Origin of the sequence: Amycolatopsis xylanica, from assembly GCF_900107045.1 — a bacterium.
Taxonomy (GTDB): domain Bacteria; phylum Actinomycetota; class Actinomycetes; order Mycobacteriales; family Pseudonocardiaceae; genus Amycolatopsis; species Amycolatopsis xylanica.
Genome location: NZ_FNON01000012.1, coordinates 20,977 through 44,724, shown reverse-complemented (window position 1 = coordinate 44,724; position 23,748 = coordinate 20,977). Strand labels below are relative to the sequence as shown.

Annotated in this window: 24 protein-coding genes; 13 read left to right on the top strand and 11 right to left on the bottom strand. The window is 68.7% G+C overall.

What is annotated here, in order from left to right; all coding sequences use genetic code 11:
* Positions 1 to 4: 4 nt before the first annotated feature.
* From BLV57_RS38030 to BLV57_RS38015, 4 genes are read right to left on the bottom strand one after another with little or no spacing between them, the layout of a single operon-like run.
* Positions 5 to 1,135: a lactonase family protein gene (locus tag BLV57_RS38030; protein ID WP_091298272.1), complete on the bottom strand. Its 1,131-nt coding sequence runs from the start codon at positions 1,133 to 1,135 to the stop codon at positions 5 to 7.
* Positions 1,136 to 1,170: 35 nt separating this feature from the next.
* Complete coding sequence (locus tag BLV57_RS38025; protein WP_091298270.1) at positions 1,171 to 2,559, bottom strand: GntP family permease; 1,389 nt, start codon at positions 2,557 to 2,559, stop codon at positions 1,171 to 1,173.
* Positions 2,553 to 4,151 carry an N-acyl-D-amino-acid deacylase family protein gene (locus BLV57_RS38020; protein WP_091298268.1) on the bottom strand — a complete coding sequence of 533 codons (1,599 nt, stop codon included), beginning with the start codon at positions 4,149 to 4,151 and terminating at the stop codon, positions 2,553 to 2,555. The genes BLV57_RS38025 and BLV57_RS38020 overlap by 7 nt, the downstream gene beginning before the upstream one ends.
* A complete protein-coding gene (locus tag BLV57_RS38015) occupies positions 4,151 to 5,452 on the bottom strand; it encodes an amino acid deaminase (RefSeq protein WP_091298267.1) in 1,302 nt (433 codons plus the stop codon). Before BLV57_RS38015 ends, BLV57_RS38020 begins: the two co-directional genes overlap by 1 nt.
* A gap of 113 nt (positions 5,453 to 5,565) precedes the next feature.
* On the opposite strand from BLV57_RS38015, the gene BLV57_RS38010 reads away from it, so the two are divergent.
* From BLV57_RS38010 to BLV57_RS38000, 3 genes are read left to right on the top strand one after another with little or no spacing between them, the layout of a single operon-like run.
* Positions 5,566 to 6,522, top strand: a complete 957-nt coding sequence (locus BLV57_RS38010; RefSeq protein WP_281244470.1) for a sugar kinase — start codon at positions 5,566 to 5,568, stop codon at positions 6,520 to 6,522.
* Positions 6,519 to 7,280 (top strand): IclR family transcriptional regulator, encoded by a 762-nt coding sequence (locus tag BLV57_RS38005; RefSeq protein ID WP_091298265.1) that lies wholly within the window; start codon positions 6,519 to 6,521, stop codon positions 7,278 to 7,280. Before BLV57_RS38010 ends, BLV57_RS38005 begins: the two co-directional genes overlap by 4 nt.
* Complete coding sequence (locus BLV57_RS38000; protein ID WP_091298263.1) at positions 7,281 to 7,664, top strand: RidA family protein; 384 nt, start codon at positions 7,281 to 7,283, stop codon at positions 7,662 to 7,664.
* A gap of 67 nt (positions 7,665 to 7,731) precedes the next feature.
* Here BLV57_RS38000 and BLV57_RS37995 read toward each other — a convergent pair whose 3' ends face one another.
* Positions 7,732 to 8,547: an isocitrate lyase/PEP mutase family protein gene (locus BLV57_RS37995; RefSeq protein ID WP_091298262.1), complete on the bottom strand. Its 816-nt coding sequence runs from the start codon at positions 8,545 to 8,547 to the stop codon at positions 7,732 to 7,734.
* A gap of 75 nt (positions 8,548 to 8,622) precedes the next feature.
* Here BLV57_RS37995 and BLV57_RS37990 point away from each other — a divergent pair, with 75 nt between their 5' ends.
* Complete coding sequence (locus tag BLV57_RS37990) at positions 8,623 to 9,510, top strand: LysR family transcriptional regulator (protein ID WP_143047256.1); 888 nt, start codon at positions 8,623 to 8,625, stop codon at positions 9,508 to 9,510.
* Here the strand turns inward: BLV57_RS37990 and BLV57_RS37985 are convergent.
* From BLV57_RS37985 to BLV57_RS37975, 3 genes are all read right to left on the bottom strand, one after another.
* A complete protein-coding gene (locus BLV57_RS37985; protein WP_091298258.1) occupies positions 9,493 to 10,488 on the bottom strand; it encodes a 1-aminocyclopropane-1-carboxylate deaminase in 996 nt (331 codons plus the stop codon). The two genes, BLV57_RS37990 and BLV57_RS37985, sit on opposite strands and share 18 nt — an antisense overlap.
* Complete coding sequence (locus BLV57_RS37980; RefSeq protein WP_425426077.1) at positions 10,488 to 11,132, bottom strand: GntR family transcriptional regulator; 645 nt, start codon at positions 11,130 to 11,132, stop codon at positions 10,488 to 10,490. Before BLV57_RS37980 ends, BLV57_RS37985 begins: the two co-directional genes overlap by 1 nt.
* A 92-nt stretch (positions 11,133 to 11,224) precedes the next feature.
* The gene (locus BLV57_RS37975) at positions 11,225 to 11,584 is read right to left on the bottom strand and encodes a DUF1844 domain-containing protein (protein WP_091298254.1); all 360 of its coding nucleotides are present in this window, start codon (positions 11,582 to 11,584) and stop codon (positions 11,225 to 11,227) included.
* A 225-nt stretch (positions 11,585 to 11,809) separates the two neighbouring features.
* Between BLV57_RS37975 and infC the strand changes: the two genes are divergently transcribed.
* The 7 genes from infC (at position 11,810) to pheT (ending at position 18,553) form a co-directional block, all read left to right on the top strand.
* The gene (gene infC, locus BLV57_RS37970) at positions 11,810 to 12,421 is read left to right on the top strand and encodes a translation initiation factor IF-3 (protein WP_091298251.1); all 612 of its coding nucleotides are present in this window, start codon (positions 11,810 to 11,812) and stop codon (positions 12,419 to 12,421) included.
* A gap of 80 nt (positions 12,422 to 12,501) precedes the next feature.
* Positions 12,502 to 12,696 carry a 50S ribosomal protein L35 gene (rpmI, locus tag BLV57_RS37965; protein WP_091298250.1) on the top strand — a complete coding sequence of 65 codons (195 nt, stop codon included), beginning with the start codon at positions 12,502 to 12,504 and terminating at the stop codon, positions 12,694 to 12,696.
* Between the two features lie 70 nt (positions 12,697 to 12,766).
* Positions 12,767 to 13,144, top strand: coding sequence for a 50S ribosomal protein L20 (gene rplT, locus BLV57_RS37960; protein ID WP_091298248.1), 378 nt, complete (start codon positions 12,767 to 12,769; stop codon positions 13,142 to 13,144).
* On the top strand, positions 13,144 to 13,965 hold the full coding sequence (locus BLV57_RS37955) for a TrmH family RNA methyltransferase (RefSeq protein WP_176969001.1): 822 nt from the start codon (positions 13,144 to 13,146) through the stop codon (positions 13,963 to 13,965). Before rplT ends, BLV57_RS37955 begins: the two co-directional genes overlap by 1 nt.
* A 47-nt stretch (positions 13,966 to 14,012) precedes the next feature.
* On the top strand, positions 14,013 to 14,843 hold the full coding sequence (locus BLV57_RS37950; protein WP_091298244.1) for a DUF6159 family protein: 831 nt from the start codon (positions 14,013 to 14,015) through the stop codon (positions 14,841 to 14,843).
* Between the two features lie 123 nt (positions 14,844 to 14,966).
* Entirely contained in the window at positions 14,967 to 16,034 is a 1,068-nt protein-coding gene (gene pheS, locus BLV57_RS37945) for a phenylalanine--tRNA ligase subunit alpha (RefSeq protein WP_091298242.1), read from the top strand.
* Positions 16,034 to 18,553, top strand: a complete 2,520-nt coding sequence (pheT, locus tag BLV57_RS37940; protein ID WP_091298241.1) for a phenylalanine--tRNA ligase subunit beta — start codon at positions 16,034 to 16,036, stop codon at positions 18,551 to 18,553. The genes pheS and pheT overlap by 1 nt, the downstream gene beginning before the upstream one ends.
* Here pheT and BLV57_RS37935 read toward each other — a convergent pair.
* Complete coding sequence (locus tag BLV57_RS37935) at positions 18,550 to 19,236, bottom strand: DNA alkylation repair protein (RefSeq protein ID WP_091298238.1); 687 nt, start codon at positions 19,234 to 19,236, stop codon at positions 18,550 to 18,552. The genes pheT and BLV57_RS37935 overlap by 4 nt on opposite strands.
* 196 nt (positions 19,237 to 19,432) lie before the next feature.
* On the opposite strand from BLV57_RS37935, the gene BLV57_RS37930 reads away from it, so the two are divergent.
* Entirely contained in the window at positions 19,433 to 21,034 is a 1,602-nt protein-coding gene (locus tag BLV57_RS37930) for an alpha/beta hydrolase (RefSeq protein WP_245757682.1), read from the top strand.
* A 20-nt stretch (positions 21,035 to 21,054) separates the two neighbouring features.
* On the opposite strand, the gene BLV57_RS37925 is transcribed toward BLV57_RS37930, so the two are convergent.
* Positions 21,055 to 21,705, bottom strand: a complete 651-nt coding sequence (locus BLV57_RS37925) for a DUF4240 domain-containing protein (protein WP_143047255.1) — start codon at positions 21,703 to 21,705, stop codon at positions 21,055 to 21,057.
* Positions 21,706 to 21,830: 125 nt separating this feature from the next.
* On the opposite strand from BLV57_RS37925, the gene BLV57_RS37920 reads away from it, so the two are divergent.
* The gene (locus tag BLV57_RS37920) at positions 21,831 to 22,331 is read left to right on the top strand and encodes a helix-turn-helix domain containing protein (protein WP_091298234.1); all 501 of its coding nucleotides are present in this window, start codon (positions 21,831 to 21,833) and stop codon (positions 22,329 to 22,331) included.
* Between the two features lie 77 nt (positions 22,332 to 22,408).
* Here BLV57_RS37920 and BLV57_RS37915 read toward each other — a convergent pair whose 3' ends face one another.
* The gene (locus BLV57_RS37915) at positions 22,409 to 23,659 is read right to left on the bottom strand and encodes a hypothetical protein (RefSeq protein ID WP_091298231.1); all 1,251 of its coding nucleotides are present in this window, start codon (positions 23,657 to 23,659) and stop codon (positions 22,409 to 22,411) included.
* Positions 23,660 to 23,748: the final 89 nt, after the last annotated feature.

The window sequence follows — 23,748 nt, the reverse complement described above, 5'->3', positions numbered from 1 at the left end:
CTCCTTAGAAGAAGCGCACCGAGTTCACCTGGGGGATGGACAGCTTGCCCTTGACCGCGCCGGGCAGGCCGGTCGCCGGGTCACGCGGGAGCCAGCTCAAGGTGCCGGACTTGTCGCTCGAGACGTAGAACCACTGCTCGGACGGGTCGAGCGTGATGTGGCGCGGGTAGGTGCCGCCGACCTTGACGTTGCTGATCAGCTTCAGCGTCTTGCCGCCGTCGGAGATCGAGAAGCTCGCGATCGTGTCCGAGCCGCGCACCGACGCGTAGACGAACTTGCCGTCGGACGAGGTGATGATCTCGCCGGGGTACTGGTCACCGGGGGTGCCCGGCGGCACGGCCGCGACGACCTGGCCGGGGGTGAGCTTCCCGGCGGCCGCGTCCCACGCCGCGACGGTGACCTCGGCGCGGAGCTCGCCGAGGATGTAGGCGTACTTGCCGTCCCTGCTGAACACCAGGTGCCGGGGGCCGGCGCCCGACGGGAGCTTGAGCTGCTGGTTCAGCTTCAGCTTGCCGGTGGACACGTCGAGCGAATAGACGTAGACGGAGTCGGCGCCGAGGTCGACGCTCAGCACCCAGCGGCCGGTCGGGTCGTTGACCACCTGGTGCGCGTTCGCGGGCCGCTCGGCGCCCTTGTGCTTGACCAGGTCGGTGGCGTCGCCGAGCTTGCCGCCCGCGAGGATCGGCAGCACGACGACGTCGCCGCTGGTGTAGTTCGCGCCCAGCACGTACTTCTGGCTGCTGTGCACGACCAGGTGCGTGGGGCCCTTGCCCTTGGTCGACTTCTTGCTGAGCAGCTTCGGCTTCGCGGGGTCGGCCAGGCTGAACGAGGAGATGGTGCCGTTGTTGTCGTCTTCGTTCGTGACGAACAGCGTCCGCTTGTCGGCGCTGATGTCGAACCACGAAGCGGCGTTCACGCCGGAAATGGTCCGGTCCACCTTGAGCGCGGGATCGGCGCCGGTGCGGTGCGCGACATCGAGCCCGTGGCCGCCGTTGTCGGTGTAGCTGCTGATGTAGATGGCGCCACTCCCGTAGCTGTGCGGCCCGGTCGCGCCCGCGACCCTGGCACCGACGACACTGGCGATTCCGGCGGCGCCTACCGCGCCTAGGAAGGTACGACGGTTGAGACCGGTCATGATGGTAACTCCCCGGTAAGTGTGTGCTTCGTGGTTTAGACCACTGCCATCAGCAATGCTGCCACGGCGAAACCCGAAATGGAAAGGACTGTTTCCAAAACCGTCCAAGTTTTCAGGGTTTCCGGCACGGACATGTTGAAGTACCGGGAAACGATCCAGAATCCGCCGTCGTTGACATGCGAGGCGATGATCGAGCCCGCGGAGATCGCGACCACCAGCAAAGCCAGCTGTACCTGGGAATATCCGAGTGACGCGACGGTCGGCGCGATGATGCCGCTGGTGGTGACGATGGCGACCGTTGCCGAACCTTGTGCAATCCTCATCCCGCAGCTGATCACATATGCGGCGAGAATGACCGGCAGCCCGGCATTCTTCAGTGAACCGGCGACCGCGCCGCCGATACCGGTGGCCGAGAGCACCGCGCCGAAGAAAGCGCCGGCGCCGACGACGAGCAGGATCATCGCGACCGGCCGCAGTGCCTTCGCCGAGAGTTCGTTCAGATCCTTGCCCGTCATCCCGCGGCGCAGGCCGAGCAGCCACGAGGCGAGCAGCGTCGAAATGGTCAGCGCGACGGCCGGGGTGCCGATGAACGCGGCGATCCCGGTGAGCGTCTTGTTGGATTTCGGCAGCCAGATGCTGCCGAACGTGCCGGCCAGGATGAGCACCAGCGGCACCGCGATGATCGCGGCGACCAGCCCGAGCGACGGCGCGTTCGCGTCCTCTTCGGACTCGTCGGCGACCAGCATCTCTTCCGGGACCTCGATGTGCAGGCGCTTGCCGACCCACGACGAGTACAGCACGCCGCCGATGAACCACGCCGGGATCGCGCAGACCGCGCCCATCAGGATGATCCAGCCGAGTTCCACGTGCAGCAGGCCTGCCGCGGCCACCGGGCCGGGGTGCGGCGGCAGGAACGCGTGCGTCACCGAAAGCCCGGCCAGCAACGGCAGCGCGTACAGCACGAGCGACTTCCCGCCCTGCTTGGCGGCGACGTAGACCAGCGGCGCGAGCACGAAGATGCCGATGTCGAAGAAGACCGGGATACCGAAGATCAGACCGGCGATGCCCATCGCCAGCGGTGCGCGCTTCTCACCGAACGCGCGCAGCAGCGCGGTGGTGAGCACGCGGGCGCCGCCGGACTTCTCCAAAATGGACCCGAGCAGCGTGCCGAGGCCGATGATCGCGGTGATGTGGCCGAGAATTCCGCCGAAACCCTTTTCCAGCAAGGAGTCCGAGGCCTTCTGCGCCGAGCCGACGAGCGTGCCGACCGGCACGCCCGCGGCCAGCGCGGTGAGCAGGCCGACCACGATCAGCGCGATGAAGGGCTCGACCTTCCAGCGGATGATCATGAAGAGCAGCAGCGCGATCGAGACGGCGGCCAGCGTGAGCAGCCCGCCGGTGGAGTGTTGCAGCCAGTTCAGCATTGATCCCTCCCGGGATTCCTTAACGAATGCCCCGCGAGTGCTCCAGTGGGGCGGCCGTCGTCGATCGCGGCGACGCCGTTGACGAAGACGTAGGGGATACCTTCGGCCTGCTGCCTCGGGTCGTCGAAAGTGGCCGTGTCCCGGACGGTCTCCGGATCGAACAGCACCAGATCGGCCGCGAAGCCCGCTCTGACGAGCCCGCGGTCGGACAAGCGCAACCGGCGCGCCGCGCGGCCGGTGAGATGCGCGACGCACTCGGAAAGCCCGAGCACACCCAGCTCACGCACGTACCGCGCGAGGTAACGCGGGAACGTGCCCCAGGCACGCGGGTGCGGCCTGCTGCCCACCAGCAGGCCGTCACTGCCGCCGGTGTGGGTCCGGTGGCGCATGATCGCCTGGACGTTCTCTTCGTGCCCGACGTGCATCAAGCAGCTCGTGCCGAGCCGCTCGTCGAGCAGGGTGTCGAAGTACAAAGTGGACGGTGCGATCCCGGCGGCCTTCGCGGACACTTCGACCGAATGGCCGACGAGGTGATCGTTGCGCTGGTTGCGGACGCCATTGATCTCGATGCTGTCCCAGTCGATCGGCACGCCGTGCGCGCCATCGGAGCCGGTCTCCTCGATCTCGGCGCGGATCCGCTCTCGGGTGTCCACATCGGACAACCTTGCCAGTGTCGGCTCCAGTCCGCCTTCCGTGGCCCAGCTGGGCAGCAGCGCGGACAGGTACGTCGCGCCGGGCAGGTACGGGTAGGTGTCGAGCGTGATGTCGCAGCCGTCGTCGAGCGCCTCGTCGAGCAGGTCCAGCAGCAGGCCCGCTTTCCCTTTGTTCACCGAGAAGTTCATCGTCGCGTGCGCGAGGTGCAGCGGGCAGCCGGAGCGGCGCGAGACGTCGACCATCTCGGCGAACGCCTCCAGCGCGCCCTTGCCGTAGCTGCGGTGATGCGGGCTGTAGAAGCCGCCGCTCTGGCCGACGACCTCGCACAGGCCGACCAGTTCGTCGGTGGACGCGTACATCCCCGGCGTGTAGGTGAGGCCGGAGGACATGCCCATCGCGCCCTCGGCCAGGCCCTGCGCGACCAGCTCCTTCATTTTGGTCAGCTCGGCGTCGGTGGCCGGACGGTCGTCCCAGCCGACGGCGAGCATCCGGACCGAGCCCTGCGGGACGAGGTACGCCGCGTTGACCGCGATGCCCTGGTCGAGCCGGTCGAGGTACTCGCCGACCGAGCGCCAGTTCCAGTCGAACCCGGCCGGGTCGTCGTTCCACCCGGCGAGCTGCTGGCGCAGGCCTTCGAGCGTGCTGTCGTCGACCGGCGCGTACGACAGGCCGTCCTGCCCGAGCACTTCGCTCGTGACACCCTGGGAAACCTTCGCGAGGTGATCCGGCTGGGCGAGCACCTGCAGGTCGGAGTGGGAATGCATGTCGATGAACCCGGGCGCGAGCACGAGCCCGTCCGCGTCGATCGTGCGTTTCCCAGCCAGTGATCCGGCCTCGGCCACGCTCGCGATCCGGCCATCGGTGACCCCGACGTCGTGGCGGGTGATCGGGTCGCCGGTGCCGTCGGCGACCAAGGCGCCTCGGAAGACGATGTCCATCAGAAGTACGTCCTGACGAAGTCGATGACCGTGGTGCCCTCGACCACGGGGATCAGCGGCCACTTGTCGAACACCGTGCACGGGTGCGAAAGCCCGAGCCCGATCCAGTCGCCGACGCGGACCGGCGAGTCGTCCGGCAGCGCGAGGAACGCGTGCTGGTCGTTGAGCTTGGTGACCTCGTGGCCTGCCAGCTCGCTGATCCGGCCGTCCTGGCGCAGGAGCTGCGGTTCGGGCATGCCCTCGTCGAAGGACGCGTCACGCTTGCCGATCGTCAGCAGCGCGAGGTTCTTCGAGGGGTTCGACGTGACCTGAGCCCACGCGCGCAGCGCCGGGCGGAACGGCGCGCTGTCGGAGATGCGCGGGTGCTCGCCGAGCGGCGAGATGCCGCGGTAGAAGCCGTCGTCGTGGGTCAGGTACGCGCCGCTGCGCAGCACCGGGAGCACGTCGACGCCCTCGGGCCAGCCGCTGGTCAGCGCGTCGGCGACCTGGTCGAAGTAGGCGCTGCCACCCGCGGTCACCACCACCTGGCCGGTGATGAGTCCCTTGGCGTGCAAGGAGATCGCGAGTTCGCGTAGTCCGTCCACATAGGAGTGGATGAGCGCGAGCGCCTTCTCGTCGGTGTCGTGCGAGAGCGCGCCCTCGTAGCCGCCGGTGCCGATCAGGCGCAGCGCGGGGCTGGCGTGCACGGCCTCGGCAATGGCGAGCGCGGTCTCGGTGTCGCGAGCGCCGGTCCGGCCGCCCTCGGCGCCGAGTTCGAGGATGACGTCGACCTGGCGCCGCGCGCCCTTCAGCGCTTCGGTCATCAGCTCGACTCCACGGACCGAGTCGACCCAGCAGCTGAACTCGAAGCCGGGGTCGCGGTCGAGTTCCGCGGACACCCAGCGCAGGCCCGAGGGGTCGACCAGCTGGTTCGCCAGCAGGATCCGGGACACCCCGAACGCGCGGTAGACGCGCACCTGCCCGGCGTTGGCCGCGGTGATCGCCCAGGAGCCGAGCTCGGCTTGCCGCTGGTAGAGCTGCGGAGCCATGGTCGTCTTGCCGTGCGGGGCGAGCTTCACACCACGGGCAGCGCACCAGCGCGCCATCGTGGTGAGGTTGTGCTCGAGCGCCTCGGCGTCGAGCACGACGAAGGGGCCGAAGAAGCCGCCGTCGAAGAGGTCGAGCCGTTGCCCGGCCGCCTTGTCCAGCGTCAGCCCGGCCAGCGCGGGCGCGCTCGCACGGAAGTTCCAGCCGAGAGGCTCTTCTCGGATCGCTGCCAAAGCGGCAGAGTCCAGGGTGCAAGCGTCCGCAGGCTGATTCATCCCCGTCACCTCTGTTGCGTATGTTGCAATGGACGTTGCGTATGTTGCGCGCCATAGGTGTAGCATCCGGTGCGCTGCAGGTCAACGGGAGCTAGACGGCGGGGAGATGGTTAGTGGCGAGCGCTGTGCTGTGCATCGGCGAGTCGATGGCGTTGTTCGTCCCCGCGGAGAGTGGCCCACCTGATCGGGTGCGCACTTGGAAGCGGACGATCGGCGGCGCCGAGTCGAACCTGGCGTCGCATCTGCCGGGGCTGGGCTTGTCCAGCGCCTGGGTGAGCGCCGTCGGTGACGACCCGTTCGGGCGGGCGCTGCTCGCGGAGATCGCGGCCGCCGGCGTCGACGTGAGCGGGGTGTACGTCGACCCGACCCGGCCGACCGGCCTGTACATCAAGGAAAGCGGCGCCTCGGGCAGCCCGGTCCGCTACTACCGCGCGGGCTCGGCGGCGTCCGGCATGGGCCCCGAGCTGCTGGAGAAGATCGACTTCACCGGCGTGCGCGCGGTGCACCTGTCGGGAATCACCCCGGCGCTGTCGGAAAGCTGCCACGAGCTGGTGCGCGCGATCCTCGCGAAGCCGAAGCCCGGCACACTGGTCTCGTTCGACGTCAACTTCCGGCCCGCGCTCTGGACGGGCCGTGACCCTGGCGTGCTGCGCTCGCTCGCGGCGCAGGCCGACATCGTGCTCACGGGCGACGAGGAAGCCGAAAGCGTATGGGGGACAGGCGATCCCGCCCGGCTGCGCGAGCTGCTGCCGTCACCGCGCACGCTGGTGGTCAAGCACGGAGAGCGCGGCGTCACCCTGCTCGAAGACGACACGGTCCTGTTCTCACCCGCGCTGAAGGTCGACGTGGTCGAGCCCGTCGGCGCCGGCGACGCGTTCGCCGCCGGTTTCCTGGCGGCGACCCTGCGCGGCGACGACCCGTTGACCCGGCTGCGTCGCGGCCATCTGCAGGCCGCGGCGACCCTGCTCACCCACGACGACGTGGGTGAACCACTACCCGACGAGGTCATCGCGCGGCTGCTGGCGGCCGATGACCAAGGCTGGGCCGACGCAAGGCTGGGTGGAGCATGAGCCAAAGCCTCGACCGCGCGCTGACCGTGCTCACCGGGCTCGCGACCGGTCCGAAGACGCTCGATGACCTCGCCGAGGAGATCGGCGTGCACAAGTCGACCGTGCTGCGCCTGCTGCGCACGCTGGAGTCGCATCACTTCGTGCGCCGCGAAGGCACCCGGTACTACCGGCTCGGCAGCGCCCTGTTCGACCTCGCCAACCAGGCGCTCGAAGACCGCGACGTCCGGCGGACCTCGCAGCCCGCGCTGTCGGAACTCAATGCCCGCACGGGACACACGATCCACCTAGCGTCCTATGAGGACGGTGAGGTGGTCTACATCGACAAGTACGAGGGCCGTCATTCGGTGCGCATGTATTCGCGCATCGGCAAGCGCGCCCCGCTGCACTGCACGGCCGTCGGCAAGGTGCTGGTAGCCGCGATGCCTCCGGAGCGCCGTCTCCAGGTCGCCGAGGCCATCGACTACGTCCGCCTCACGCCGAACACGATCTCGAACGCGGCCGACTACCTGGTCGAGCTCGCGCACGTGTCCGACCGTGGTTACGCGGTCGACAACGCCGAGCACGAGGACTTCATCCACTGCATCGCCGCCCCCATCCGCGGCGCGCGCGGTGAGGTGCTGGCCGCGGCGTCCATGTCGGTGCCGAAGGTGCTGCTCGACTACGACGGCCTGATGGGCCTGGTCCCGGAACTGGTCGCCGCCGCGGCCGAAGCTTCCGTCCACAGTGGATGGACGGGGAACATGGAAAGGGGAAAGTAAATGGGCAAGACCGCGATCACCACCGAGAACGCGCCGACCCCGATCGCGTCGTTCTCGCAGGGTGTCCGCAAGGGCAACATCCTGCAGGTGGCCGGTCAGGTCGGCTTCGACCCGGCCACCGGCGCCATCGTCGGCGACACGGTCACCGAGCAGACCAAGCAGACCTTCGCGAACCTGAACGCCGTGCTCGAGGCCGCGGGTTCCAGCTTCGACGACGTGCTGATGGTCCGCGTCTACCTCACCGACGTCGACCACTTCGCCGAGTTCAACAAGGTCTACGACACCCTGGTGTCCGGGGTGTTCCCCGCCCGCACCACGGTCTACGTCGGCCTCCCGGCAGGCCTGCTGGTCGAGATCGACGTGCTCGCCGTCCTCGGCGACTGACCTGGTTGCAATCTGTCGACATATGGCGCCGTGTTTCCAAGCGCCATATGTCGACAGGTTGCGGCTTTCACCGGGCCTCGAAATCCGCCTGGAGTTCCGCGATCGGCGGGAGCCCGGCCACGAAGCCGAACGCGCCTTCGCGCATCTGCCTTGCTCCGTCCATAAAGGACTTGAGGGCGAGCCTGGACAGCGCGGCGCCGATGCTCACCCGGCGCACTCCGATCTCGCCCAGCTGCTCCAGCGTGATCGACGGATCCGCGAACCCCATGACCACGTTGACGGGCTTGCTCACCGACGAGACCACGGCGCGCATCTCGTCGAGCGTGCGCAGCCCTGGCGCGTAGAGCACGTCGGCGCCCGCGTCGGCGTAAGCCTGCAGTCGCCTGATCGTGTCGTCGAGGTCGTCGACGCCGTGGATGTGGTTCTCGGCCCGCGCGGTCAGCACGAAGGGGATCGGCAGCTTCCGCGCCACTTCCACCGCGGCGCGCACCCGGTCGACGGACAAGGCGAAGTCGTAGATCGGCGTGCGATGGTCGCCCGTGTGGTCCTCAATGGACGCTCCGACCGCGCCGTACTCGCAGGCCACCTCGATCAGCTGGGCGGCCTCGGCGGGATCGTCGGCGAAGCAGTTCTCGAGGTCGGCGTTCACCGGTAGCGGGGTCGCCTCGTTGATGACGCGGCAGTTGTCCAGGATCTCCTGACGGCTGGCGCGGGCGCGGCCCGCCGTGTTGGCCACGCCGAGGCTCGTGGTGGCGAGTGCCTCGTAGCCGAGCCCGGCCAGCAGGCGGGCGGTTCCGGCGTCCCAGGGATTGGGGAGCAGCAAGGGTTCTGGTCGCTCGTGCAGGGCACGGAACCGGGTGGCTTTCGCCGCTTGATCGGTCATCGGTTCACTGTGCTCCCGCGTCTTCCATCATGCAAATGCATAGTGCTGTCTCTACGCATCAGGAATACTGATGCAGTGACGTTCGACGAGATCGAGGCCTTCGTCTGCATCGCCGAAGTGGGCGGCTACACGGAGGCGGCCAGGCGGCTCGACCGGTCCCAGCCCGCGATCAGCAGGCGGATCCACGAGCTGGAGCGCGCTCTCGACGCGACGTTGTTCGAGCGGGTCGGCAGGCGAATGGTGCTCACCGACGCGGGGCGCGCTTTGTTGCCCCATGCCGAAGCCGCGCTCGCCGCGATCCGGGACGGCGAGCGCGCCGTCCGCGATCGGTCGGCCGCCGCGCTGCCGCTCCGGCTGGCCATCGTCGGCACGCTCGCGGACTCGCACATCGTCGACGCGCTGCGCGCGTTCACGGCCAAGTCCACGCTCACGGTCGACCTGCGCACCGCGACCAGTCGTGAGGTGAGCGCGCTGGTGCGCAGCGGCGAGGCGGACCTCGGGCTGCGCTACCGCGCCGACGCCACGCTGGAGTCGATTCCGCTCGGCGAAGAGAAGCTGTACGTGGTGGTGCCCGCCACGCATCGGATCACCGCGGCCGAATTGCCGGATCTCGGCCCGCTGCGTGACGAGAAGTGGCTCGGCTTTCCGTCCGAGCGCGGCCGCCCGGAGTCTTTCCGCACACTGCTCGAACGGCAGCTGGTGAACCCCTCGATCACCGCGGTCGACAGTCTCACCGCCCAGAAACGGCTGGTGGAGGCCGGGCTCGGCATCGCGTTCATGCCCATCAGCAACATCAGGGAGGAGGTGCGGATCGGCAGCCTGCGCGTGATCGACGTGCCCAGCATGAACGCGCGCGTGCCCGTCTTCGCCGTCCGGCGTCCCGGCGGCCACCACAGCCAGGCGGCGACGGATTTCCTGCGCGTGCTGGCCGAGCACACACCGGATCTACTGGCCCAGAACTGAGGTGTAGCCATTGATCGCGGGCTGGCCGCCGAGGTGGGCGTAGAGCACGTTCGAGTCCTTGGCGATCTCGCCGCGGGTGACGAGGTCGATCAGGCCCGCCATGGACTTTCCTTCGTACACCGGGTCGGTGATCATGCCTTCGAGCCGGGCGGCCGTGTGGATGGCGTCCACTGTGGACTCGTCGGGGATGCCGTAGATCCCGGCATGGTAGCGCTCGTCGAGTTCGGTCTCGGCGGGCTCGGGAGCGCCGATCAAGGCGGCCGTGGCGCGGGCGATGCGGGTGACCTGGTCGCGGGTCTCGGCGGGCTTGGCCGAGGCGTCGATGCCGATCACGCGGCGCGGCTTGCCGGTCAGCGCGGTGCCCGCGATCATGCCCGCCTGGGTGCTGCCGGTGACCGAGCAGACCACGATCGTGTCGAAGAAGACGCCGAGTTCTCGTTCCTGCGCCTCGAGTTCGACGATCCAGTTGGCGAAGCCGAGGCCGCCGAGGCGGTGGTCGGAGCCACCGGCCGGGATGGCGTACGGCTTGCCGCCGCCGGCTTCGATCTCCTTGATCGCGTCTTCCCAGCTCTGCTTGAAGCTGATGCCGAAGCCGGCGTCCACCATCCGGATGTCGGCGCCGAGGATCCGTGAGAGCTGGATGTTGCCGACGCGGTCATAGAGCGGGTCGTTCCAGTCGACCCAGCTTTCCTGGACGAGCACGGCCTTCAGGCCCGCGCGAGCGGCGGCGGCCGCGACCTGGCGGGTGTGGTTGGACTGGACGCCGCCGATCGAGATCAGCGTGTCGGCGCCTTGCGCGAGCGCGTCCGCGACCAGGTACTCGAGCTTTCGGGTCTTGTTGCCGCCGAAGGCCAGGCCGGAGTTGAGGTCCTCGCGCTTGGCCCAGACACGGGCGCCACCGAGGTGGGTGGTGAGCCGGTCGAGCGCGTGAAGAGGGGAGGGGCCGATCAGCAGGGGATAGCGGGCGAAGTCGATCATCAGTCCTCCAGCAGGGATTCCAGCTCGGTCCAGATCGTGCGGGTGATGCGGATGGCTGCGTCGGCGTCCCGCGCGGCGATCGCGTCGATGAGCTCGTCGTGGCGCTTCACCGACCTATGGGCGGGCAGTGAGCCGAAGCGCGCGTATTCGAGACGGCGCAGCAGCGGGGTGTAGCGGTCGAGGGTGGCCGCGAGCGCGCGGTTGCCGCACGCCTCGACGGGCACGGCGTGCAGCAGGTCGTCGGCGGCGATGGCGGCGTCGACGTCGCCGCGGCCGATCGCCTGGGCGAACCGGGCGTTGGCTTCGCGCATCGCGGCGAGCTGCGGCTCGCCCATGCGGGGGAGCGCGTCGCGGATCGCCAGCTCGTGCAGGCCGCGGACGAGGCGCAGCGCGTCGCGGACGTCGTCGGTCACGACCTGCGCGACCCGGGTGTAACTCTGCGGCTTCGACTCGACGAGCCCCTCGGCCGCGAGCCTGGTCAGCGCCTGGCGCACCGGCGCGCGGGACAGGCCGAGCTCGTCCGCCAGGTCGGCGTCGCGCAGGTTCGCGCCCGGCGCGAGCGTGCCGTCGATGATGGCGCGGCGCAGGGTCTCGTAGGCCTCATCGCGCAAGAGCGAGCGCGACAGCCTGGGTAAGCTACTCACATCTAACATTTTAGATGACAGCTGACGGGATGTCGACGTGACAAGGGCCGCCCTTGTCACGCTCTGGGCGACAAGGGCGGCCCTTGGGTGGATCAGTAGACGGGGCCGGTGTACTTCTCGCCGGGGCCCTGACCAGGGGCGTCGGGCACGGCGGAGGCTTCGCGGAACGCCTTCTGGAGCGACTGCAGGCCGTCGCGCAACGGGCCGGCGTGCAGTCCCAGGTACTCTGCGGAGGCCGTGACCAGGCCCGCGAGCGCGGTGATGAGACGGCGGGCCTCGTCGAGGTCGCGGTGCGGGCTGGTGTCCGGGTCGGCGTCGGCGAGACCGAGGCGCTCGGCCGCGGCGGACAACAGCATCACGGCCGCCCTGCTGATGACCTCGACGCTGGGAATCTCCTCCAGGCCGCGGATGTCCTGGGAATACTCGGGCTGCTGTGAAGGTTGATCTGACACGTCTGGTACCCTTCCACCTGCGACCAGCTCCCGAGCAATCGGGGGCGGACAAGTGGAGCCCCGCTCCCACCCGAGTCACCGCCGCAAGACAGGTGTCCGGGTCCGGTCTCGCCACACCGGCCGCAAGGCCGTGGTGGCGAAGCGTTCGATCCTTGTGATCGTCCGCGATCGGGAAAAGAGTGGGCCCCGCGCGTCAGGACATCCTGATGACGGGGCCTTCTGTATGTGGGCACCAGGTCGAGTAACAGGAATCATTCCTCGGACCAAGGAGGCCCCATCAGCTCCGAGACACGCATCAACGACCGCATCCGGGTACCGGAGGTCCGCCTCGTCGGGCCCGCCGGCGAGCAGGTCGGCATCGTCCGGATCGAAGATGCACTGCGGCTGGCACAGGAGAACGATCTCGACCTCGTCGAGGTCGCGCCCCAGGCGCGCCCGCCGGTATGCAAGCTCATGGACTTCGGCAAGTTCAAGTACGAGAGCGCGCAGAAGGCCCGCGAGTCACGCCGCAACCAGCAGCTCACCGTCATCAAAGAGCAGAAGCTGCGGCCGAAGATCGACCAGCACGACTACGAGACCAAAAAGGGTCACGTGTCCCGCTTCCTCGCCGCCGGGAACAAGGTCAAGGTGACCATCATGTTCCGTGGCCGCGAGCAGTCGCGCCCCGAGCTGGGCTTCCGGCTGCTGCAGAAGCTGGCTGACGACGTCACCGAGCTCGGTTTCGTCGAGTCGTCGGCGAAGCAGGACGGCCGCAACATGATCATGGTGTTGGCGCCGCACAAGAACGTCAAGCCGAAGGCCAAGCCGGCCAAGGACGAAGAAGTCGCCGAGTCCTGACGGTTTCGCCCCGCACGCAACGCATGTCGCAGCACACCGGTCTCCGGTGTGCTGCCGCCTGAAAGAGGAAAAGCTCCCCCATGCCGAAGATGAAGACGCACAAGGGCACGTCCAAGCGGGTCCGCATCACGGGTACCGGCAAGCTGCGCCGCCAGAAGGCCGGCCGCCGCCACCGGATGGAGGTCAAGTCCAGCGAGCTGACGCGTCGTCTCGAGGGCACGACCGAGGTCAACAAGGCCGACGTCGGCCGCGTGAAGCGCCTCCTGGGTCTCTGAGACCTTCTCCAGCTCGTACCTTTAACCACCCGGGGTGTGATCCGCCCCCCTAGATCGACAGGATGGACCCGTGGCACGCGTCAAGAGGGCGGTCAACGCCCAGAAGAAGCGTCGCGCAACTCTCGAACTGGCCAGCGGTTACCGCGGCCAGCGTTCGCGGCTGTACCGCAAGGCCAAGGAGCAGACGCTCCACTCGCTCAACTACGCCTACCGGGACCGCCGTGCCCGCAAGGGTGACTTCCGCCAGCTGTGGATCACCCGCATCAACGCGGCCGCCCGTGAGAACGGCGTGACCTACAACCGCTTCATCCAGGGCCTCAAGGCCGCTGGTGTCGAGGTCGACCGCAAGATCCTCGCGGACCTCGCGGTGAACGACGCCGCCGCGTTCTCGGCGCTCGCCGAGCTCGCCAAGGCGAACGTCAACACCGAAGAGAAGAAGTCGGCCTGATCTCCTCAGACGCGCGCACACAGCCCGGGGCCGATCCGTTCACCGAACGGACACCCCGGGTTGTTGCTGCGCGCAAACTGACCCGCCGCGCCGAGCGTGACAAGACCGGCCGGTTCCTCGCCGAGGGCGCCAACGCCGTCGAAGCGGCGCTGGCACACGGCAAGGTGCACGAGCTCTTCGTCGCGGAGCGGGCGTCCACCCAGCACGCGGCGCTGGTCGCGCATGCCCGCGAACTCGGCATACGAGTGTCCGCCATCACCGACCGCGCGGCCGAGGGGCTCTCGGAAACCGTTACGCCGCAAGGCATCGTCGCGGTGTGCGAGCTGCTCGACCGGCCGCTCGCCGGGATGCTCGGCACCGACGCCAAGCTCGTCGCCGTACTCGTCGACGTGGCCGACCCCGGCAACGCGGGCACCGTGATCCGGGTCGCCGACGCCGCGGGCGCCGACGCCGTGATCCTCGCGGGCGAGAGCGTCGACCCGCACAATGGCAAATGCGTCCGCGCGGCCGCGGGCAGCCTGTTCCACCTGCCGATCGCGCGCGTGCGCGACATCCCCGAAGCGCTGGCCGCCTGCGCCGGAGCCGGGCTGACCACGCGCGCGGCGCACGGGTACGCCGACGACCAGCTCGACACGATCGACCTGGCCGTGCCGACCGCGTGGGTGTTCGGCAACGAGGCGCACGGCCTGTCCGATGACGTGCTCGGCGCCGTCGACAGTGCGGTCCGCATTCCGCTCTACGGCAAGGCCGAAAGCCTGAACCTGGCGACCGCCGCCGCAGTCTGCGTCTACGCCAGCGCGATGGCCGCACGCCGAAGCTGAGCGAGTATTCTCCCGGAGTCCACTGTGGTCACTTTCTGGGGGTTTCCATGGGCCGGCTGGCTCGATCGTTCGCACTGTTCAAGGCTTCGCTGAGAGTTCTGCGCTCGCGCAAGGAACTCGCCACCTTCCCCGTGCTCGCGGGCGTGTCCGGGCTGCTCGTCGCGCTCGTGTTCCTCGTGCCCGCGTTCTTCGTCTCGCGGAACGGCCTGATGAACGAGGTCAAGGTGGCCCCGGGCTCCTGGGGACTGCTCGCGCTGTTCTACGTCGCGGCGGCCTTCGTGACAGTCTTCTTCAACGCCGCCCTCATCTCGCAGGCCGACGTGGCACTGCGCGGCGGCGACCCGAGCGTGGGCGCCGGGTTGCGCGCCGCCGGGCGGAACTGGCTGCGCCTGCTGGGCTGGGCGATCATCACCGCCACCGTGACGATGATCCTGCGCGTGATCGAGGAGCGGCTCGGCTTCCTCGGCACGCTCATCGCCCGCGGCGTCGATGTGGCCTGGAGTCTGGTCACCTACCTGGTCCTGCCGGTGCTCATGCTGGAGAACCGCACCGTGCGCGAGTCGGCCAAGCGGTCGGGTGAGATGTTCAAGCGCACCTGGGGCGAGAACCTCGCCGGGCAGGGCGGGATCGGCCTCGCCGGTTTCCTGGTCTCACTCGCCGGGGTGATCGTGCTCCTGCTCCCCGGCACGCTGCTCGGCGGTGCCATCACCTGGTTCGTCTGCCTCGGACTGGCCTTCTGCTGGCTGCTGGTCGTGTCGATACTGACGAGCACGTTGTCCGGTATCTACCAGACCGCGCTGTACCGGTACGCCGCCGAAGGCACGGTCGCGGGCGAGTTCGCCGATGTTGATCTTCAGGACGCCTTCGTCACCCGCTGACGCTGGCGAGGGTTCCCGGTCGGTGTCATGAGCCGATCACCTAGAATCGGCTGTCATCCCTCACGCGTGCCGTCCTGGCCGCGTGCGGCCGCCGATCCCGTCACCAACGGACGCCGAGGAGTTATGTCCGGAGCCACCGAACAGCAGAACCCGACCGCGGGCGAAGCCCTTTCGCCCGAAACCCTGCGGGCTGCGATCAAGAAGGCCGAAACGGACTTCGCCGCGGCAACCGACCTCGACGCGCTGGCCGCCGTCAAACCGGCGCACCTGGGTGACCAGTCGCCGCTGCTGCTGGCCCGCCGCGAGATCGGCGCGCTGCCCAAGAAGGAGAAGGCGGAAGCAGGCAAGCTCGTCAACGAGGCGCGCCAGGCCATCCAGGCCGCCTACGACGCGCGCCTGGCCGTGCTGCAGGCCGAGCGGGACGAGCGCGTGCTGCGTGAGGAGACGGTCGACGTCACCCTTCCGTGGGACCGCGTCGCCCGCGGCGCGCGGCACCCGATCACCACGATCTCCGAGCAGATCGCCGACGCCTTCATCGCCATGGGCTACGAGGTCGCCGAGGGTCCCGAGCTCGAAGCCGAGTGGTTCAACTTCGACGCGCTGAACTTCGGCAAGGACCACCCGGCCCGCCAGCTGCAGGACACCTTCTACGCCGGCGAGGAGGACTCGCGGCTGCTGCTGCGCACCCACACCTCCCCTGTGCAGGCGCGCACCCTGCTGCACCGCGATCTGCCGGTGTACGTCGTATGCCCCGGCCGGACCTATCGCACCGACGAACTGGACGCTTCGCACACCCCCGTCTTCAACCAGGTCGAGGGCCTCGCGGTGGACAAGGGCATCACCATGGCCCACCTCAAGGGCACGCTCGACGCGTTCGCCCGCGCGATGTTCGGCGAGAACTCCAAGACCCGCCTGCGCCCGCACTTCTTCCCGTTCACCGAGCCGTCCGCCGAGGTGGACGTGTGGTTCGAGGAGAAGAAGGGCGGCCCCGGCTGGGTCGAGTGGGGCGGCTGCGGCATGGTCAACCCCAACGTCCTGCGTGCCTGCGGCGTCGACCCCGAGGTGTACTCCGGGTTCGCCTTCGGCATGGGCATCGAGCGCACCCTGCAGTTCCGCAACGGAATCCCGGATATGCGCGACATGGTGGAGGGCGACGTCCGCTTCACCCTTCCCTTCGGAACGGAGGCGTAGTGCGAGTCCCCGTCAGCTGGCTGACCGAGCACCTCGGCCTTGGTGAGGCGATCGAGCCGCAGGAGCTGGTCGACGCCTTCATCCGCATCGGCATCGAGGTCGACGACGTGCAGCCGCTCGGCCAGGTCACCGGCCCGCTCGTGGTCGGCAGGGTCGCCGAGATCGAGGAGCTCACCGAGTTCAAGAAGCCGATCCGGTTCTGCCGGGTCGAGGTCGGCGAGGAGCACGCACCCGAGCTCGAAGAGGGCGACGACCCCGCCGCCGTCCGCACCCGCGGCATCGTCTGCGGCGCCACCAACTTCGCCGAGGGCGACCTCGTCGTCGTCGCGCTGCCCGGCGCGGTGCTGCCCGGCGACTTCGCGATCGCCTCGCGCAAGACCTACGGCCGGATCAGCGACGGCATGATCTGCTCGGCCCGCGAACTCGGCCTCGGCGACGAGCACAACGGGATCCTCGTGCTGCCGCCCGGCACCGCGAGCCCCGGCGACGAGGCCCGCGACCTCATGGGTCTCGGCGACACCGTCCTCGAGCTCACCCCGACCCCGGACCGCGGCTACGCGCTTTCGATCCGCGGGCTGGCCCGTGAGCTGTCGAACGCGCTGGACGTCCCGTTCGGCGACCCCGGCAGCTTCGAGCTGCCCGGCGCCGAGGGCGACGCCTGGCCGGTGCACATCGAGGACACCGACGGCTGCAAGCGGTTCGTGCTGCGCCGGGTCACCGGACTCGACGCGAGCGCGCCGACACCGTGGTGGATGCGGCGCAGGCTGATGCTGTCCGGCATCCGGTCGATCTCGCTGGCCGTCGACGTCACGAACTACGTGATGCTCGAGGTCGGGCACCCGCTGCACGCCTTCGACACCGGCGCCGTCCAGGGCGACCTGGTGGTGCGCAAGGCCAAGCCGGGCGAGAAACTGACCACTTTGGACGATGCGGTCCGCGAGCTCGACCCCGACGACGTGATCATCGCCGACGACAGCGGCGTGATCTCGCTGGCGGGCACCATGGGTGGCGCGAGCACCGAGATCACCCCGGAGAGCACCGACGTGCTCCTCGAGGCGGCGCACTGGGACCCGGCTTCGATCAGCCGCACCGCCCGCCGCCACAAGCTGTTCTCCGAGGCGGCCAAGCGGTTCGAGCGCTACACCGACCCGCAGCTGTGCGCGCACGCCGTCGAGCGTGCCGCGCGCCTGCTGCGCGAGTACGGCGACGGCTCGATCCAGCCGGGCCGCACCGACGAGGGCGGCGTGGAGCCGCTGCCCGCGATCACCATGCCGATCAACCTGCCGGACCGCGTGGCCGGGGTGAACTACGACCGCGGCGTCACCGTGCGCAGGCTCGGCCAGATCGGCTGCAAGGTCGAGCTGAACGCGAGCGACGACGGGACCGCGCTGGTCACCGCCGCGCCGCCGAGCTGGCGTGGTGACCTGCTGCAGCCCGCCGACCTGGTCGAGGAGGTGCTGCGCCTGGAGGGATACGACAGCATCCCGTCGGTGCTGCCCGCCGCGCCCGCCGGTCGCGGACTCACCGACACCCAGCGTCGCCGCCGTGCCGTCTCGCGTGCGCTGGCCGAGGCCGGGTACGTCGAGGTGCAGCCGTTCCCGTTCATCTCCAAGTCCGTGTGGGACGCGTTCGGCCTCGCCGAGGACGACGTGCGCCGCCACACCGTGCGGGTGCGCAATCCCCTCGAAGCGGACAAGGACCAGCTGGCCACCACCTTGCTGCCGGGGCTGCTGGAGACGCTGCAGCGCAACGTCTCCCGTGGTTTCAAGGACCTCGCGCTGTACTACATCGGCCAGGTCGTGCTGCCCGGTGCCAAGCCGCTGCCGGTGCCGGACCTCGGCGTCGAGCGGCGCCCGACCGACGAGCAGCTCGCGCTGCTCGAAGCCTCGGTCCCGCTCCAGCCGACGCACGTGGCCACGGTCCTCACCGGCGAGCGCCTGCGCTCCGGCTGGTGGGGCAAGGGCGAGGACGCCACCTGGGCGGACGCGGTCCAGGCCGCCCGCACGATCGCGGCGGCCTCCGGTATCGAGCTGACCGTGGCCGCTGCGGACCTGCCGCCGTGGCACCCCGGTCGCTGCGCCAAGCTGCTGGTCGGCGACTGGCCGGTCGGGCACGCGGGCGAGCTGCACCCGAAGGTGATCGAAGCGCTCGGCCTGCCGAAGCGGACGGTCGCCATGGAGCTCGACCTCGACGCCATCCCGCTGCCGGACTCGCGCCCGGCGCCGCGGATCTCGGCGTACCCGCCGGTGCTGCTCGACGTGGCGCTCGTCGTCGACGCGGGTGTGCCCTCGGCCGACCTCGCCGAGACGCTGCGTGGTGCGGCGGGCGACCTGCTCGAGAACATCGAGCTGTTCGACACCTACACCGGCTCGCAGATCGGCGAAGGCAAGCGCTCGCTGGCCTACAAGCTGCGGTTCCGGGCCCCGGACCGCACGCTGAAGGTCGAAGAGGCCATCGAAGCCAAGGACGCCGCTGTGGCGGCCGCAGCCGAGCGGTACGGCGCGGAGCTGCGTGCCTAGAGGTGTTTGAGCGCCTCGCGCTGGGATAGCCCCGACAACCCCGGGTGGGCTGTGACGAACTGTCGCACCCACCCGGGGTCTGTTTTCGCGTACTCCCGCAGCGCCCAGCCGATGCCCTTGCGCAGGAAGAAGTCCTTGTCGGCCACGTTCAGCTCGATGGTCTTGGACAGCAGTGAGGTGTCGGTCGCGTCCTTCGAGCCGATCTGGCAGATCACCGCGGTGCGGCGCCGCCAGCGGTCGGCGTCGGCCGCCCAGTCCCGCAGCCGCGGCTTGAGCACCTCCGGCTCCGCGCGCAGTATCGGGCCGATCCGGCGGACGGCGATCTCGTCCACGTAGTCCCACCAGGCGCCCGTGACGATCAATTCGTCGTAGAGCCCCAGCGATTCCGAGTCCAGCCACCGCGCGTACGCCCTGTCGCCGGTGAGGTCGAGCGCGACATATCGTTCTTCGCGGTACTTCGCGTCGCGCCACAAGGTGAGCACGGCTTCGGTGAACGATTCCCGATCGGGCAGCGGATGTGCGCGGAAAATCTCTCTCGTGAGCTCGCGCCTGGCCGGTTTCTGGACGCCGAGGAAGTCCATGTCGGACTTCATGTACGCCCGCATCTCGGGCGCTTTCACCGGATCCGCCCTCGTCGCCAGCCCTGTGCGGACGGCGTCGACCAGGTCCCGCGCGGCCTGCATTTTTACCTCCACCGGATGGGTAGGTGCCGAGTACGCCAGGTGGCGGACCCGCTACGTTTGTCCGAATCAGATCGCTGACGAGTGTAGGAAATACCAACGAAAGACGGATGGTGAAATCCGTGTCGGTCGGCGAAGTTGTTGGCAAGACTCGGTATTTTCCCTGAAATCGGGACGAACGTCGACGAAAAGGAACATCGTGAACAAATTTGCTGCCGCGGTCGCGGCCGCGAGCCTCCTCGTCAGCGGGGCGGCCATCGCCCCCATGGCGGGCGCGGCGCCCGCGGCTTCGGAGTTCGCCCCGGCGCCCATCAAGTGGGGCAAGTGCGAGAGCGCCCGCCTGCAGAAGGCCGGCGCCGAGTGCGGTTTCCTCGAGACGCCGCTCGACCACGCCAAGCCGAACGGCGAGAAGATCCAGATCGCCGTTTCGCGGGTCAAGCACAAGACCCCGCAGTCGCAGGGCATCATGGTCGTGAACCCGGGCGGCCCCGGTGGCTCGGGCCTCGGCCTGTCCACGCTCGGTACCGCGGTGCCGAACGGCGCGGGCGACAACTACGACTGGATCGGCTTCGACCCGCGCGGTGTCGGCTCCAGCAAGCCGGCGCTGACCTGCGACGGCAACTACTTCAGCTACAACCGGCCGCAGTACGTGCCGACCACGCGTGAGCTGGAGAAGACCTGGCTGGCCAGGTCCAAGGGCTACGCCGAGGCCTGCAAGAAGAACGGCCCGCTGCTCGAGCACATCAAGACCGTCGACGTCGCGAAGGACGTCGACAACCTGCGCAAGGCGCTGGGCGAGGAGAAGATCAACTACTACGGCTTCTCCTACGGCACCTACCTCGGCCAGGTGTACAGCACGCTGTACCCGCAGAAGGTCCGGCGGATGGTGCTCGACGGCAACGTCGACCCGCGCAAGGTCTGGTACCAGGCGAACCTCGACCAGGATGTCGCGTTCGACCGCAACATCAAGATCTACTTCGACTGGGTCGCCAAGTATGACTCCGTCTACCACCTCGGCAAGACCGGCAAGGACGTCGAGAAGCTCTGGTACGCCGAGCAGAAGAAGCTCTACGCCAACCCCGCTGGCGGCATCATCGGCGGCGACGAGTGGACCGACGTCTTCCTGCAGGCCGGGTACTACGTGTTCGGCTGGAAGGACATGGCCGAGGCCTTCGACGGCTGGGTGCACAAGGGTGACTGGCAGACGCTGAAGGGTCTCTACGACGACTCGAACGCGCAGGGCGAGGGCGCGGACAACGGCTTCGCCGTCTACGCGGCCGTGCAGTGCACCGACGTGCAGTGGCCGAAGAGCTGGACCAAGTGGAAGATCGACAACTGGCTCACCTACCTGCGCGCCCCGTTCGAGACCTGGGGCAACGCCTGGTTCAACGCGCCGTGCCTCTACTGGCCAGCCAAGGCCGGTAAGCCGGTGGAGATCGACGGCAGCAAGGTGCCCGGCATCCTGCTGATCGACGAGGAGCTCGACGCGGCCACGCCGTACCCCGGCAGCCTCGAGGTGCGCAAGCGCTACCCGAACTCCAGCCTGATCAGCGCGCCCGGTGGCACCACGCACTCCGGTTCGCTCTCCGGCGTCGCGTGTGTCGACGACAAGATCGCCGACTACCTGGCCAACGGCACGCTGCCGAAGCGCACCCCCGGCCAGGGACACTCGGACGCCCAGTGCGAGCCGGTCCCGCAGCCCGTGCCCGAGGGTGCGGCGGCCGCGACCCAGCGGTCGGACAAGGCCAAGGCTGGCGCCGACGCCAAGAAGGACCTGCTCCCGCAGCTGCTTCGCTTCTGAATTGAGTGAGTAGCGCTCCATCACGGTGCCCCGATCTGGTCCGCCAGGTCGGGGCACCAGTGTTTCGGCACCAGGACGGCGGTTTCGGGCAGCGCTTCGGCCCCGGGAGCCACGTGTTTCGCGACGAGCTTGGGAAACCTCGCGGCCAGGCTCGGCAGATCTTCCGAGAGCTGCTCGCCGTCCGGCCGCTCGCTGCCGACGAAGCCGAAGGCGTCGTAGATCGCCTCCTCGGCGATGGTCTCGTCGACATCGTCGCCATTGCCGAGCGGCACGAGGATGTCGTAGATGATGCCGCCCAGCGGCTCGGCGTCGATCACCTCGTCCTCGTCGAACTCCAGCTCCGCGAGCAGGTCCGGTTGAGCGACGGCTCTGGTGAATCTTCGTCTGCCCTGCAGGATCAGCCAGGACACCGCTTCACGGAAGTTTTCGTCGTCCATGCTGCCGAGCACGATCCCGAACGCGGTCCACATCTCCCATGAGTTGGCGCGCTGGTGGATGCGCTGCAGGATGTGGTGGAACCGCACGATCTCGAAGAAGGGCAGCGATTCAACGCTGTGCCGCAGGCGGATCACCTGCTGGCGGCTCTTCGTCATCGTGGTCAGGAAACCGGGCCCGGTGTGCGTGCCCCGCTGCGACTGGCGGATCAGCCGCCAGAACTGATGCTCTCTCATCGTCACTCCCTCGTCGCCGAATGTGATGGAATCACGGTACGCCGAGGCCCCGACAATTTCGGAGAGCAGCAGGTCGGGCGCGGAAAGTGACAAAACTGTCGGTGCCCCGGTCTACCGTCGCGGGCATGAACATCAGCAAAGAGCACCGGACAGAGATCCGGGTCGGCACCAACACCTATCGCATCGAGGTCGCCGCGCAGCCGAGCGACGACCACACCCAACCCTCGCAGTGGGTCGCCATCACCATCGGCGGCGCCGATGCCGACGGCGATCCGGTCGCCGAAGGACGGCTCGATCTGCAAGCCCAGGTCGTGTCCACCGTGGCGGAGCTGCTCGCGGAGAGCCTCTTCGACTTCGTGGGCAGACCGAAGCCGCCGCCGCGCCGAAGACCAGGCGACCGGCCGGCCAAACAAGGCCAGTCCTGGTCGTCCGGCGAGGACGCCGAGCTGGAAAAGCGTTGGCTGGCAGGCGAAAGCGTCGAGGCGATCGCTCACTACTTCGAGCGGACACCCGGCGGGATTCGCGCGCGGCTACCTCGGGTCGGCTGTGATCCGGAGAATCAGGGGGAGTACCTCCCGACTCCGCCCAGCCGCAGGCCCGAAGCCTTGGGAGGTGATCCGGGCTAAGCCGCGGGCCGACAGGGTCGTGAGTGGTATTGCCGGTTAGAACCGGCCGTGCCACTCACGACCCCAAGCCTCAGGCCTCAGGCGGGGAGGGCTGTCAGCGGGACGGCGAAGATCGCGCGGCCGCAGGTCTGGTTCGCTGCGGCGCAGTCGGCGGTCGACCACTCGGCCTGCGACCAGACGAGGCCGGTGGACCAGTCGTAGGTGAGCGACTCCGGGTGCGTGGCCCAGCAGGCCGTGGTCGAGGGGGAGCCGCAGGTGGCCGAGTTGCTCGAGGACTTGGTCTGCGTCCACAGCTGGCCCGCCTGGGTGGCCGAGCTGTGCGCCACGTACCACTTTCCGTTGTGCGCCAACACACCCTGCATGTTGCCCACCTGGCTGCGGTAGGCCTCGGTCGCGGCCACCGAGCCGGACGAGTTCGCGTCGAGGAGGTAGTCCGAGCCCATGTCGTAGCGGAAGAGCCTGCCGTGGAGGCTCTGGTCGGAGAAGTACTCGGTGGTCACCAGGCTGGCCGGGGAGGTGCTGCGGTCCAAGGAAAGGGAGGAGAAACACGGCACGCCGGTGTCGGAGGACATGCTGCAGGCGCCGCCCGCGTAGCTGTAGTAGCCGATCTGCATCATCGCGTACTTGTAGCCGTAAGCGCTGTAGCCGCTGGGATTCTTGCCGATGCTGTCCGAGCTGTCGGTCATCTGCAGGATGTGCTTGGTGCTGAACACCCGGATCGCGGTGGAGGTGCTGCCGACGGCGGTCACGTAGATCTTGTCGCCGTACCAGGCCATGCCGCCCATATGCGCCTTCGCCGCGCTGAAGTCGGTGCCGGTGCTGTTCGGCACGGCCAGGTAGGCCATGCGGAAAGCGGGTGCGGCTGGCTTGTTGTAGTTGACGACCATGACGCGCGCGTCGTTGTAGCGGTTCAGCGTTTCCGTTCCATGCCAACCGGAAAGGAGGATTTTGTCGTTGCCCCACATGCCGTCGTTGTCGGCGTCGCCGGAGGTGGTGATGCCCTGCGGGACCCAAGCCGCGCTGCCCGCCCGGTCGGCGTCCCAGCACAGAGCCGTGGTGGCGGCCGGCGCCTTGGGGAGAGCGGCTTTTTCCTTGGTGGTGCAGCCGGTCATCGGATAGTTGGCGTCGTTGACCACGGTGTTGAGGCTGACGTTGGGCAGCGCGTTGTCCAGCGCGGTCAGCGCCGAGGCGGGCGTCGCGTGCCACACCAAGTTCTGCTTGGTGGTCGTGGTGAGGGGATCACTGTAGGCGGCGTTGGCGGTCGCGGGCGCGGACAGCGCGGCGACGGTCACCGCCAGCGCGGGGAGGAGGAATCGGAAGACTCGCATGACGTGCCTTTGTACGACCGGAAAATACAAGGGCCATACAAACCGGCACGCGGATCGCGCGGCGACAACCTCACCGAACCTGCCCGCCG

Bases quoted from the DNA above. Each gene is read 5' to 3' on its own strand.
- BLV57_RS37915 (WP_091298231.1), bottom strand. From the start codon at position 23,659: ATGCGAGTCTTCCGATTCCTCCTCCCCGCGCTGGCGGTGACCGTCGCC.
- BLV57_RS37950 (WP_091298244.1), top strand. From the start codon at position 14,013: ATGGGCCGGCTGGCTCGATCGTTCGCACTGTTCAAGGCTTCGCTGAGA.
- pheS (WP_091298242.1), top strand. From the start codon at position 14,967: ATGTCCGGAGCCACCGAACAGCAGAACCCGACCGCGGGCGAAGCCCTT.
- BLV57_RS37935 (WP_091298238.1), bottom strand. From the start codon at position 19,236: ATGCAGGCCGCGCGGGACCTGGTCGACGCCGTCCGCACAGGGCTGGCG.
- BLV57_RS38030 (WP_091298272.1), bottom strand. From the start codon at position 1,135: ATGACCGGTCTCAACCGTCGTACCTTCCTAGGCGCGGTAGGCGCCGCC.
- BLV57_RS38015 (WP_091298267.1), bottom strand. From the start codon at position 5,452: ATGAATCAGCCTGCGGACGCTTGCACCCTGGACTCTGCCGCTTTGGCA.
- rpmI (WP_091298250.1), top strand. From the start codon at position 12,502: ATGCCGAAGATGAAGACGCACAAGGGCACGTCCAAGCGGGTCCGCATC.
- BLV57_RS37925 (WP_143047255.1), bottom strand. From the start codon at position 21,705: ATGAGAGAGCATCAGTTCTGGCGGCTGATCCGCCAGTCGCAGCGGGGC.
- BLV57_RS38025 (WP_091298270.1), bottom strand. From the start codon at position 2,559: ATGCTGAACTGGCTGCAACACTCCACCGGCGGGCTGCTCACGCTGGCC.
- BLV57_RS38020 (WP_091298268.1), bottom strand. From the start codon at position 4,151: ATGGACATCGTCTTCCGAGGCGCCTTGGTCGCCGACGGCACCGGCGAC.
- BLV57_RS37995 (WP_091298262.1), bottom strand. From the start codon at position 8,547: ATGACCGATCAAGCGGCGAAAGCCACCCGGTTCCGTGCCCTGCACGAG.
- BLV57_RS37985 (WP_091298258.1), bottom strand. From the start codon at position 10,488: ATGATCGACTTCGCCCGCTATCCCCTGCTGATCGGCCCCTCCCCTCTT.
- BLV57_RS37920 (WP_091298234.1), top strand. From the start codon at position 21,831: ATGAACATCAGCAAAGAGCACCGGACAGAGATCCGGGTCGGCACCAAC.
- BLV57_RS38005 (WP_091298265.1), top strand. From the start codon at position 6,519: ATGAGCCAAAGCCTCGACCGCGCGCTGACCGTGCTCACCGGGCTCGCG.
- BLV57_RS38000 (WP_091298263.1), top strand. From the start codon at position 7,281: ATGGGCAAGACCGCGATCACCACCGAGAACGCGCCGACCCCGATCGCG.